General features: G+C 75.7%; 11 protein-coding genes and 1 pseudogene. 7 read left to right on the top strand and 5 right to left on the bottom strand.

Features of this window, described 5'->3' with window-relative positions:
• Positions 1 to 135 precede the first annotated feature (135 nt).
• The 3 genes from IH44_RS0136655 (at position 136) to IH44_RS0136665 (ending at position 3,650) form a co-directional block, all read left to right on the top strand.
• On the top strand, positions 136 to 768 hold the full coding sequence (locus IH44_RS0136655) for a hypothetical protein (RefSeq protein ID WP_030464164.1): 633 nt from the start codon (positions 136 to 138) through the stop codon (positions 766 to 768).
• 85 nt (positions 769 to 853) lie between these two features.
• Positions 854 to 2,395 carry an alkaline phosphatase gene (locus IH44_RS0136660; protein WP_030464165.1) on the top strand — a complete coding sequence of 514 codons (1,542 nt, stop codon included), beginning with the start codon at positions 854 to 856 and terminating at the stop codon, positions 2,393 to 2,395.
• Positions 2,388 to 3,650, top strand: coding sequence for a hypothetical protein (locus tag IH44_RS0136665; protein ID WP_030464166.1), 1,263 nt, complete (start codon positions 2,388 to 2,390; stop codon positions 3,648 to 3,650). Before IH44_RS0136660 ends, IH44_RS0136665 begins: the two co-directional genes overlap by 8 nt.
• A 37-nt stretch (positions 3,651 to 3,687) precedes the next feature.
• On the opposite strand, the gene IH44_RS0136670 is transcribed toward IH44_RS0136665, so the two are convergent.
• Positions 3,688 to 4,161 carry a MarR family winged helix-turn-helix transcriptional regulator gene (locus IH44_RS0136670; protein ID WP_035957445.1) on the bottom strand — a complete coding sequence of 158 codons (474 nt, stop codon included), beginning with the start codon at positions 4,159 to 4,161 and terminating at the stop codon, positions 3,688 to 3,690.
• Positions 4,162 to 4,273: 112 nt separating this feature from the next.
• On the opposite strand from IH44_RS0136670, the gene IH44_RS0136675 reads away from it, so the two are divergent.
• On the top strand, positions 4,274 to 5,362 hold the full coding sequence (locus IH44_RS0136675; RefSeq protein WP_030464168.1) for an epoxide hydrolase family protein: 1,089 nt from the start codon (positions 4,274 to 4,276) through the stop codon (positions 5,360 to 5,362).
• A gap of 38 nt (positions 5,363 to 5,400) precedes the next feature.
• On the opposite strand, the gene IH44_RS0136680 is transcribed toward IH44_RS0136675, so the two are convergent.
• Positions 5,401 to 5,937 carry a 2'-5' RNA ligase family protein gene (locus IH44_RS0136680; RefSeq protein ID WP_030464169.1) on the bottom strand — a complete coding sequence of 179 codons (537 nt, stop codon included), beginning with the start codon at positions 5,935 to 5,937 and terminating at the stop codon, positions 5,401 to 5,403.
• 176 nt (positions 5,938 to 6,113) lie between these two features.
• On the opposite strand from IH44_RS0136680, the gene IH44_RS0136685 reads away from it, so the two are divergent.
• Together IH44_RS0136685 and IH44_RS0136690 are read left to right on the top strand one after the other, a co-directional pair.
• The gene (locus tag IH44_RS0136685) at positions 6,114 to 6,560 is read left to right on the top strand and encodes a DUF2809 domain-containing protein (protein ID WP_157852589.1); all 447 of its coding nucleotides are present in this window, start codon (positions 6,114 to 6,116) and stop codon (positions 6,558 to 6,560) included.
• A gap of 216 nt (positions 6,561 to 6,776) precedes the next feature.
• Complete coding sequence (locus IH44_RS0136690; RefSeq protein WP_030464171.1) at positions 6,777 to 7,874, top strand: hypothetical protein; 1,098 nt, start codon at positions 6,777 to 6,779, stop codon at positions 7,872 to 7,874.
• Positions 7,875 to 7,991: 117 nt separating this feature from the next.
• Here IH44_RS0136690 and IH44_RS0136695 read toward each other — a convergent pair whose 3' ends face one another.
• The 3 genes from IH44_RS0136695 to IH44_RS0136705 all read right to left on the bottom strand — a co-directional run bounded on the left by IH44_RS0136695 (position 7,992) and on the right by IH44_RS0136705 (position 10,317).
• Positions 7,992 to 8,726: a VIT family protein gene (locus IH44_RS0136695; RefSeq protein WP_030464172.1), complete on the bottom strand. Its 735-nt coding sequence runs from the start codon at positions 8,724 to 8,726 to the stop codon at positions 7,992 to 7,994.
• A gap of 199 nt (positions 8,727 to 8,925) precedes the next feature.
• Positions 8,926 to 9,504 (bottom strand): EF-hand domain-containing protein, encoded by a 579-nt coding sequence (locus IH44_RS0136700; RefSeq protein WP_030464173.1) that lies wholly within the window; start codon positions 9,502 to 9,504, stop codon positions 8,926 to 8,928.
• A 126-nt stretch (positions 9,505 to 9,630) separates the two neighbouring features.
• On the bottom strand, positions 9,631 to 10,317 hold the full coding sequence (locus tag IH44_RS0136705) for a lytic transglycosylase domain-containing protein (RefSeq protein WP_030464174.1): 687 nt from the start codon (positions 10,315 to 10,317) through the stop codon (positions 9,631 to 9,633).
• Between the two features lie 282 nt (positions 10,318 to 10,599).
• Between IH44_RS0136705 and IH44_RS48860 the strand changes: the two are divergent.
• Positions 10,600 to 10,810, top strand: a pseudogene (locus IH44_RS48860) (hypothetical protein); the annotation flags it as partial.

Raw genomic sequence — 10,810 nt, forward strand, 5'->3', positions numbered from 1 at the left:
GACCCCCGCTGACCCCTCCGGAAAGCACCCCCCGCACACCCCCCCGCCGAGCGGACCGCCCCGTCTTTGCCCGGTGCCGAGGTTGGACGCCCCTCCGGGCGGACATCCTCAGCGGAGGGGAGTCAGGGGGTCGGCATGAGCGGGTGGCAGACCGCGGGCATGGTGGCGCTGCCGGTGCTGGCCGGGTGGTCCGTGGCGCGGATCCTGGCGCGGGTGGGGGCTCGCAGCGGGGACTACGCCGCCGCGGCGTTCTGGTCGGCCCTGGCCATCGGCCTGGGCCTCGGCGGCGGCCCCGGCTGGCTGCTGGCCGCGGGCTGCGTGACGGCCGTCGCCGCCCTGCTGGCCCACCTGCTGGTGCTCGCCGTCAGGGCGGCGAACCGGCCGCAGGCCACGGTCGACCCGGCCGCGTTCCGGGCCCGGCTGCTGGAGGTCTGCACCGCCGACGGCTCCCCGCCGGCCCTGATGACCGGCGTCGGCCCGGACGGCACCATCACGGTCTGGGGCCTGGAGGAGGCCGGCGTCCCCCGCGACCGCCACCACCCCTCCGGGGCCTGCCCCACCTGCCTGCTGGAGGAGTTCGTCACCGAACTCGCCGTCAACGGCGAGCAGACCGTCCGGCAGTACCGTGCCCAACTGCGCCGCCGCGCCAACCAGTTGTTCGTGCTGCACCGCGGCGTGATCTCCGGCGACTGGGAGGCCGAACTGAGCCCGGTCCGGGGCCCGAAGGCCCCGTACCGGCACGCCGCCTGCCCGGTGCACCGGTACTGACCGTCAACTCCCGCCGCTGCCACGTCACTTGGCGGCCTCCGTGGTAGCGGCCGGAGTTCACCCGGGCCCGCCAGCATGGGCGGCCATGAGCAACCTCAGTCGCCGCATCTTCCTCCTCGGCGGGCTCACCACCGCAGGCGCCGTCGCGCTCCCGCTCGGGGCGCCGGCCCAGCCGTCGGCCGCCGCCGCCACCCCCTTCCCCTTCACGCTCGGCGTCGCCTCCGGGGAACCGGACGACAGCAGCGTGGTGCTCTGGACCCGGCTGGCCCCCGCCCCGACCAACGCCGACGGCCAGGGCGGCATGCCCGACGCCGACGTCGCCGTCGACTGGCAGGTGTCGGCCAGCGAGGACTTCGCCACCCCGGTCGCCTCCGGCACGGCCACCGCCCGCTACGCCCAGGCCCACGCGGTGCACGTGCTGGCCGGCGGCCTCGCCCCGGACGCCGAGTACTACTACCGCTTCCGCGCCCAGGGCTTCATCTCCCCGGTGGGCCGCACCCGCACCGCGCCCTCCCCGACCACCGTCGGGCGCGACTTCACGATGGCCTTCGCCTCCTGCGCCCACTACGAGAGCGGCTACTACACCGCCTACCGCCGGATGGCCGACGACCGCCCCGACGTGATCCTGCACCTGGGCGACTACATCTACGAGGGCGGCGCCACCACCAACGGCGTCCGCCAGCACCTCGGCAGCGAGATCGTCTCGCTGGCCGACTACCGCCGCCGCTACGCCCTCTACCGCACCGATCCGGACCTGCAGGCCGCGCACGCGATCGCGCCCTGGCTGGTCGTCCCGGACGACCACGAGGTGGAGAACAACTACGCGAACATGGTCCGCGCCGACAGCAGCCCCGTCCTGACGGCCGCCCAGTGGACGGCCCGCCGCACCGCCGCCTACCAGGCGTACTTCGAGAACATGCCGCTGCGCGCCGCCGCCACGCCCAACGGCAACAGCATCCAGCTCTACCGCCGGGTCCGCTGGGGCACCCTGGCCACCTTCCACCTGCTCGACACCCGCCAGTTCCGCGACGACCAGGCGTGCGGCGACGGCAGCAAGGTCTGCGCCGACGCCGACCTGGCGTCCCGTTCGATCACCGGCGCCGCCCAGGAGGCGTGGCTGCTCGACGGGCTCGGCCAGCGCCTCGCCACCTGGGACCTGATCGGCCAGCAGGTGTTCTTCGCCCGCAACGTGAACGCGGCCGGCGCGATGAACATGGACGCCTGGGACGGCTACCGGGCCAGCCGGGCCCGGATCCAGCAGGGCATCATCGACCGGGCGGTGCGCAACCCGGTGGTACTGACCGGCGACGTGCACGCCTCCTGGGGCAACGACCTGAAGGCCGACTACGCGAACCCGTCCTCGGCGACGATCGGCTCCGAACTGGTCTGCACCTCCATCACCAGCGGCGGCAACGGCAGCGCCACCACCACCGTCCCCAACGGCGCGCTCAACCCGCACCTGCGCTTCTACTCCGACCGGCGCGGCTACGTCCGCACCCGGATCACACCGGCGCAGATCACCGCCGACTTCCGCTCGGTGGCGACGGTGACCGAACACGGCGCGGCGGCCACCACCGCCCGCACCTTCCACCTCCACGACGGACAGCCGGGGTTGGCCGATGCGTAAGCTCTCCGTACTCGGCGCGTGCGCCGCCGCCTGCGCCGCCCTGCTCGCGCTGGCCGCCCCCGCCTCGGCGGCCGGCCCCACCTCCTGGACGGCCGCGAACAGCACCGCCACCGGCGACCAGGACACCTCCGCGATCGCGGTCGACCGCCTCGGCGACACCGCGGTGGTCTGGGAGGACGACCGCGACACCACCGACCCCGGCGACGACGCGCACAGCGACGTGTGGGTGCGGACGTTCCGCAACGGCACCCCGGTCTACGAGCAGAAGCTCTCCGCGGGCGGCACCGCGGGCACCGCCTGGCGGCACCTGCAGCCCGACGTCGGCCTCGACGACCGGGGCAACGCGGTGGTGGTGTGGGCGGAGGACCCGGACGGCAACGGCTACGACAACATCGCCTACCGGGTGCTCTCCCCGACCGGCGCCCTGCTCGGCTCCGGCCGCGCCAACGCGAACGCCGACGGCCAGCAGACCCACCCGCGCGTCGCCGTCGACCCGGACGGCGCGCCCGGCAGCACCACCGCCGTCGCCTTCACCGTGGTCTGGGAGGACGTCCAGAGCGGCGCGGCGGCCACCGTGAAGGCCGCCGGGTTCACCGGGACGGCCACCAAGGCGTACGAGGTGACGGTCAACGCGACCGGCGGCGCCCACCACAACCCCGACGTCGCCACCTCCGCCTCCGGCGACGCGGTCGTGGTCTGGGACGAGGACACCGACGGCAACGGCTACGACCAGATCGGCCTGGTCGAGCTGGCCAAGGCGAACGGGGCCGTCACCCTCACCCGCCGCAGCGCCAACAGCATCAGCGCCGGCCAGCAGCAGCACCCGGCCGTGGCCGCCGACTTCAACGGCGACTTCGCGGTGGCCTGGGAGTCCGACCACACCGGCACCCGCGGCGTCTGGGCCCGCTCGTTCACCGCGACCGGCACCCCCGGCTCGGCCGAGGTCGAGGTCTCCGACGGCCCGGGGGCCGGCAGCCCCACCGTCGGCATCGACGACCAGCGGGCGGCCGTGGTCGGCTGGAGCGTCTCCGGCACCGACCCGGCGGTCCGGGCCCGGGGCCTCAACCCCGACGGCGGCTCCACCGGCCGGCTGCCCGTCCAGTCGGTCAGCCGGACCGCCACCGGCCGCCAGGAGCAACTCGCCGTCGCCTCCTCCCCGTTCGGCGGCCTGGCGGTGTCCTACACCGACGACAGCGACGGCAACGGCTTCGACCAGGTGGTGCTGGGCCTGGGCGCGAGCAACTCGGACTGGTGAGCGCCGCCCGACGGGCCGCCGGGGAACCGGCGGCCCGTCAGGCGTTCCCGTCCCCGTGCGGGGGGCGGTGGCGGTCGTTCAACAGGGCCAGCAGGCGGGTGAGTTCGGCCCGCTCGGCGGGGGCGAGCGGGGCGAGCAGGTCCTGCTGGGCGGCGGCCACCAGGGCGTCCAGGCGGTGCAGCCGGGTGCGCCCGGCGGGGGTGAGGGTGATGACGTTGCGGCGGCGGTCGACCGGGTCGGGGTCGCGGACCAGGAAGCCGGCGTCGGCGAGCTCGTTCAGCACGGCGACCATGTCGCTGCGGTAGATGCCGGTGCGGCGGCTGAGCTCGGCCTGGCTGGCGGGTCCGGTCTCGGCCAGCGCGACCAGCACCGCGAAGTGCCACTTGCGGGCGCCCGCGGCGGCCAGCCGCTCGGCCACCAGCCGGTCGGCGGCCGCGGCGGCCCCGGCCAGCAGCCGGCTGGGGATGGCGCGCAGCCGCTCGGGCGTGGCGTCCTCGGGGGCGGGGCTCATGGGCGGGTCCTCCACTGTTGCGTTAGTGCCACTAACAGTCTACCTTCGTTAGTGCGACGAACGTTTATTTCACTAACGAACCTGCCGCCCATCGCACCCGAGGGGGAACCCGATGATCGAGCCCTACCGCATCCACGTCCCGCAGGCCGACCTCGACGACCTCGCCGACCGCCTCGCCCGCACCCGCTGGCCCAACGAGATCGACGACGCCGGCTGGGACTACGGCTTCCCGCTGGCCCGCCTCCGGCAGCTCGCCGACCACTGGCGCACCCGCTACGACTGGCGCGCCCACGAAGCCCGGATCAACGAACTCCCGCAGTACACCACCGAGATCGACGGCCAGCGGATCCACTTCCTGCACCTGCGCGCCGACCGCCCCGACGCCCTCCCGCTGATCCTCACCCACGGCTGGCCCGGCTCCTTCCTCGAGTTCCTGGACGTCCTCGAACCGCTGCGCCGCGACTTCCACCTGGTCGTCCCGTCCATCCCCGGCTTCGGCTTCTCCGGCCCCACCCGCGACCGCGGCTGGGACGTGGCCCGGGTCGCCCGCGCCTGGGCCGAACTGATGGACCGCCTCGGCTACCGGCACTACGGCGCCCAGGGCGGCGACTTCGGCGCCGGCATCTCCACCGCCCTCGGCGCGCACGCCCCCGACCGGGTGGTCGGCGTGCACGTCACCTACCAGCCGCTGCCGCCCGACCCGGAGGCCGGCCCGCTGTCCGCCGCCGACGAGGCCCGGCTCGACACGGTCCGCGCCCTCCAGGCCGCCCGGCCCCCGTACCAGGCCCTGCAGGCCACCACCCCGCAGACCCTCGGCTACGCGCTCACCGACTCCCCGGTCGGCCAACTCGCCTGGATCGCCGAACGGTTCGCCCACTGGACCGACCCCGCCACCCCCGTCGACGACGAACGGCTGCTCACCGACGTCTCGCTGTACTGGCTCACCGCCACCGCCGCCTCCTCCGCCCGCCTCACCCGCGAGACCCCGCGCGGCGGCACCCCCTGCCCGGCCCCGCTCGGCGTCGCGGTCTTCGCGCACGACATCACCCTGGCGGTCCGCCCGCTGGTCGAACGGCGCTACGACGTCCGCCACTGGTCGGAGTTCGACCGCGGCGGCCACTTCGCCGCGATGGAGGTGCCCGACCTGTTCGCCCGCGACGTCCGGGAGTTCTTCACCTCCCTGGCGCCCCTCGCCGCCTGACCCCAAGGTGGTTGCCGGGGAAGGAGATTGACGCTGCGTCAGTTCTTTTCTGGGGTCGGCAGCGGGGCGGTCAGCTGGCTCTCGGAGTCGAAGGTGCGGGCCCCGTCGAAGACCCCCGTCAAATCCGGGTGGCGGCCCAGCAGCCGGTGCGCCAGGGCCAGGCCGTCCGGCTCCACCCGGCGGGTCAGGCCCAGGTGCGGCATCCAACGGCCGGGCAGGTAGAGCGGGTTGGGCTCGGGGGCGTCCGCCAGCAGCCGCCACACCTCGCGGTGCAGGTCGATCAGCGCCGGGCCCGGGACCACGCCCCAGGCCAGCACTCGGCGGCGGCTGCGCGCACTGAACGACAGCAGGCCGGACAGCCGGACCTCCAACGGCAGCGCACCGTCCAGAAGTTCGCCGATCTCCGCGAGCCGCTCCGGGGCGATCTCCCCGCACGCCGCCAGGGTCAGGTGCGGACGGTGCGCCGGGTGCGGGTTGTCCGCGAGCGAGTCCACCCCGCCGTCGGCCAACTGCCGCCACACCGTCCGCACCGCCCGGTCGAACGCCGGATCGCAGGTCAACTCGATGGTCCGCATGCCCCCACCGTAGGACCGACCCCGGCGGCACCCGCGCCCACCCCGTCTGGTGGGCTGTCCGGATGCCCCGCACCGACCGGCACCCGCCGCACCGCCCGCACCCGTCGCACTCGCCGCGCCCGTCGCACCCGCCACACCCCCGCCCGGACGGACCAGGGGCGGGCGCCGGACGGGACGTGACGGGGCATCGGAAGGCCGCGACCGGGCCCGGGCCGCGGGGCGGCGGGCGCCGCCCGGGGGAGTGGCGGGCCCGGGCCGGCTGGACGGCCGCGGCGGGCGCGGTGCTGGCGCTCGGCCTGGTGGCCCCCGGGCTGGTGCCGGCCGGCGCGGCCTCGCTGCTCGGCGGGGCGCTGTACACCGCACTGCTGTACACCCTGCTGTCGGCCGCCGCGCCCCGCCTCGGCCCGTGGACCGCCGGCGCCGCCGCGCTCGCCGCCGGCTGGGCGGTGGAACTGTTCCAGCTCACCGGCCTGCCCGCAGGCCTCGGACGGCACAGCCGGCTCGCCCGGCTGGTCCTCGGTACCACCTTCGACCCGGTCGACCTGCTCGGCTACGCCCTCGGCGCGGCCGCCGCGACCGCCCTCCACCGACTGGCGCGCCGCCCCGCCCGCCGGGGGCGGTGAAAAGGGGAGACGGTGCGTCAGGAGGCCGGAGGGACGCCGGAAGGGCGCCGGGAGGGCGCCGGGAGGGGGCCGGAAGGGGGAGCGGAGGGGGCGGCGAGCGGACCGGCGGTTCGACGTCCGCATGGGCAAATGGGTACATTTGGGACATTCGGGAGCAGAACTCAGGCTTCGCGCGTCCACGCACAGAAGGCCGAACCGCCTTCGGAAAGGGTCTCCATGCACCCCGCCCTCAGCCCCGCCGTCCTCGCCGAGCTGCGCCGGCCCCGCCCCTACCCGGCGGTGTCCATCCTGATGCCCACGCACCGCCGCGAGCCGGACAACGCGCAGGACCCGGTCCGCCTGCGCAACCTGCTGGCCGAGGCGAAGGAGAAGGTCCAGGCCGACCCCGAGGTCTCCCGCGCCGACCGGATCGACGTCCTGGAACAGCTCGACAAGGCCCTCGCCGAGGTCGACCTGGTGCACGCCGAGGACGGCCTGGCGATCCTCGCCGCGCCCGGCGAGCACCAGGTCTGGTCACTCGGCCGCACCGCCCCCGCCCGGGTGGTCCTCTCCGACACCTTCCTCACCCGCAACCTGGTCGCCTCGCAGATCGCCGAACGCCCCTACTGGGTGCTCGCGGTCGCCGCCGACCGGGTGGTCCTGTGGGGCGGCAACCAGGAACGGGTCACCGAGGAGAAGGCCCACGGCCTCCCGCTGGTGCGGGTCTACGACAACCCCGACCCCGAGCGCCAGGAACGGATCGGCGACACCCCCAGCACCTTCCGCGACGAGGAGACCAAGACCTTCCTGCGGCAGGCCGACACCGCGGTCGGCAAGGTGCTCGCCGCCGACCCCCGCCCGCTGTACGTGGTCGGCGACGCCCCCGCGCTCGCCCTGCTCGACGCCGTCGGCCCGATCGCCAGGGCCACCACCTCGCAGATCCCGCACGGCGGCCTCGCCCAGGGCACCGCCGAGACCGTCCGCCAGGTGGTCGAGCCCGCCCTGCGCGCGCACGCCGACCAGGAGATCACCGAGGCCCTCGCCCGCCTCGACAAGGCCCGCGGCCGGCAGGCCTTCGCAGCCGGACTCGACGAGGTCTGGCAGAACGCCGCCGAGAGCCGGATCGCCCTGCTGGTGGTCGAGGAGAACTTCCGCACCACCGCCCGCGACGACGGCGACCACCTGGTCCCCGCCGAGGAGGGCCAGCCCGGCTCCCGCGAGGACATCGTCGACGAGGTCATCGAACGCGCCCTCGACACCGGCGCCACCGTCAGCTTCGTCCCCGACGGCACCCTCTCCGACGCCGGCCGGATCGCCGCCGACCTGCGCTACTGACCCACCCGTCCCCCACCCGCACGCGCGGCGAGGGGCCCGCACCGGACACGCTCCGGTACGGGCCCCTCGCCGCTGCGCCCGGCCCGGCGCAGCGCAGTGCTCGGTGCGGCCCGGCGCTCAGCCCGTCGAGGCCCCCAGCAGCACGCCCACCGCGTACGTCACGCCCATGGCGATGCCGCCGCCCAGCACGTTGCGCAGCACCGCCCGGCGCGGCTCCGCGCCGCCCAGCCGGGCGCTCGCCCAGCCCGTCACCACCAGCGCCGCCAGCACCGCCAGCACCGTGACCCACACCCGGACCGAGGCGGGCGGCAGCACGATCGCCAGCAGCGGCAGCAGGGCACCCACCGTGAACGCCGCGAAGGACGCCCACGCGGCGTGCCACGGATCGGTCAACTCGTCCGGGTCGATGCCCAGTTCGGTCTCCGCGTGGGCGGCCAGCGCGTCGTGCGCGGTCAGCTGCACCGCCACCCGGTGGGCCAGTTCCGGATCCAGGCCCTTCGCCTCGTACAGGCCCGCCAGCTCGACCAGCTCCGCCTCCGGCGTCAGGCGCAGCTCCCGCCGCTCCAGCGCCAGCGCCGCCTGCTCGGCGTCCCGCTGGGTGCTCACCGACACGTACTCGCCCGCCGCCATCGACAACGATCCCGCCAGCAGCCCGGCCAGACCCGCCGTCAGCAGCTCGGTGGACGAGGCCTTCGCGCCCGCCACGCCCACCACCAGGCCCGCCGTGGACACCACGCCGTCGTTCGCGCCGAGCACGGCGGCCCGCAGCCAGTTCAACCGCCCGCCCAGCGCGCCGTTGTGCGCCTCGTCGTGGTCCGGCGGCGGGCCAGGGGTGCTGCGGAAAACGGTCATGCCGCCAGTGTGCCCGCCGGGAGCCGTTCCACCCGGCAGCCCCGGCGGGTCCGGTGCAAACGCGTTGCCGCAGGTGGTGACGGTGCGTCAGGATGCCGCCACCTGCTCCCGAGGGGGGAGCGGGCAGCCGGCGCCACCTGTGCCCGCCCTGCCGGGCGTCCTGCGAGCGGCGCCACCGCGCGGCGGGGCCGGGCGGGCGTCAGAGCGTGGTCTGGTCCGGGTCGCCCTGCGGGCTGCCGGTCCACCAGTTGCCCGGGGCGTCCGGGTCGCGGCTGGTCCAGTACTCGATGATCGCGGCCACGAACTCCTCGGGGGACAGCGCGCCGTCCCCGTCGCGGTCCAGGTGCGCGAACGCGGTGTCGGCGTCGCTGCGCCGCAGCTGCGGGAAGTGGCCGCGCTGGAAGGCGAAGAACTCGTCGGCGTCCACCTGCCCGTTGCCGTCCGCGTCCGCCACCGCGAGGAAGGCCCGGCCCAGTGCCCCGACGGTGGCCTCGGCGGCCGCCGGGTCGTCGGCCAGCGAGGCGGTGGAGGCCAGGAAGTCGGCCCGCCCCATCGCCACCGCGCCGGCCGGCAGGTGCGGCAGGTGCAGCTCCCGCCAGATCGCCACGTACGCCCCGACGATCCGCTCCTCCTGCGCGGACCCGGCCGGGTGCCCCAGCGAGCGGGCCACCGACTGGCCCATCAGGACGTGGTCGCGTTCGGTGAGCTGCCCGTCCCCGTCGGCGTCGAGGTGGTCGAAGCCGTGGCTGAGCTTGGCGATGAGCAGGTCGTCCGACACAGTGACCCTCCGGTGGGCGGCAATTGACGGAGCGTCAGCATACCGGGTGCCTCCGCCGGTCCCGCGCCCGGGCCGCGGGCACCCGAGGGCGCGCCGAGGGCGTTTCGAGGGCGGGCCGGCGGGGCGTCAGTGCGCGGCCAGGGCGTCGGCGGACTTGGACCAGTTGTCGTGCAGCCGGTCGAGGTAGGAGCGGGCCTCGGCGCCGGGGTTGACGCCGCGGGCGAAGGCGAGCATGTTCCCGGCGCCGGTGTTGTAGCCGAGCGCCATCAGCTCGTCCCGGGTGTACGGGCCGGACCAGTGCGCGGGCAGCTGGGCGCCCAGGTCGTGCAGGTGCCAGGCGGCGGCGCGGACGGCCAGCGCCGGGTCGTCCGGCAGGTCCTCCCAGGGCCGGTCGGCGAACGGGCGGCCCTGGCGGGTCTCGTCGTAGGCCGCCCGGTGCATGTTGGCGACGCCGAACGAGGCGTCCGGCTTCATCTTCTGCCAGGCCCGCTCGACCTCCGGCCCGTGCGGCTTGTACGCCTCGTTGAACAGGATCGCCATCACCAGCTGCGGGTTCACGCCGGCCTCGGCCGCGTACTTCTGCACCTCGGGCGCGAACCGCGGCGGCGCGTAGTCGCCCGGCGCCCGCGCGGTGCCGGAGGCCGGGCCGGACGACGGGGCGGGCGAGGCGCCGGCCGGGGCGGCGGCGCCGGAACTGGCGGCCGGGGCGGCGCCGGGCGCCGGGGCGCGGTCGCCGCCGCGCTCGTAGAGCCAGATCCCCAGCACCGCCAGGGCCACGGCCACCCACGGCCACTTCGCGCCGCGTTCCGCCACCGGTGACTCCGTTCTTCCGCTGCTGTCGCACCCCGCCGCCGCGGCCGCCGGGCCCGAGGGCGCCCGATGGCCGTGTCCTGGCGCCGGGTTGTCGCGTTCTGCCAGATGTCGCCCGAGGTCGGGCGGCGATCTGTGGCGAGCTTACGTACCCGGAGCGGATTTGTGTGCTTCGCTCGAATCTCTACACCGGTGTAGAGGAACCGGGCGGGCCCCGCCACGCGTCTGTCAGCCCGGAACGGTCGGATGCCGCAGGCGCGGCGCGGCAGAGGACGAGAGGTGTCGATGACGGGGCGCAGGCCGACGGGCACGCGCGGCGACGCACCGCTGTGGCGGGACGAGCCGGGCACGCAGGACCAGGACCGAGCGGACGGAGCGGGCGCGCAGGAGGGCCCCGGCGGACGGCCGGGCCGGCGGGAGGCGGCCGCGGCCGCCCACCCCGTCCCCGCCCAGCGCCCCCCGCACCGGGAACGGCGGCGCGCCCCCGCCCCCGACG

The sequence above is a fragment of the Kitasatospora sp. NRRL B-11411 genome (genome assembly GCF_000721345.1).
GTDB lineage: Bacteria > Actinomycetota > Actinomycetes > Streptomycetales > Streptomycetaceae > Kitasatospora > Kitasatospora cineracea.

Excerpts from the sequence above, each read along its gene's own strand:
- IH44_RS0136695 (WP_030464172.1), bottom strand. The coding sequence starts at position 8,726 with ATGACCGTTTTCCGCAGCACCCCTGGCCCGCCGCCGGACCACGACGAG.
- IH44_RS0136675 (WP_030464168.1), top strand. The coding sequence starts at position 4,274 with ATGATCGAGCCCTACCGCATCCACGTCCCGCAGGCCGACCTCGACGAC.
- IH44_RS0136670 (WP_035957445.1), bottom strand. The coding sequence starts at position 4,161 with ATGAGCCCCGCCCCCGAGGACGCCACGCCCGAGCGGCTGCGCGCCATC.
- IH44_RS0136680 (WP_030464169.1), bottom strand. The coding sequence starts at position 5,937 with ATGCGGACCATCGAGTTGACCTGCGATCCGGCGTTCGACCGGGCGGTG.
- IH44_RS0136665 (WP_030464166.1), top strand. The coding sequence starts at position 2,388 with ATGCGTAAGCTCTCCGTACTCGGCGCGTGCGCCGCCGCCTGCGCCGCC.
- IH44_RS0136660 (WP_030464165.1), top strand. The coding sequence starts at position 854 with ATGAGCAACCTCAGTCGCCGCATCTTCCTCCTCGGCGGGCTCACCACC.
- IH44_RS0136690 (WP_030464171.1), top strand. The coding sequence starts at position 6,777 with ATGCACCCCGCCCTCAGCCCCGCCGTCCTCGCCGAGCTGCGCCGGCCC.
- IH44_RS0136655 (WP_030464164.1), top strand. The coding sequence starts at position 136 with ATGAGCGGGTGGCAGACCGCGGGCATGGTGGCGCTGCCGGTGCTGGCC.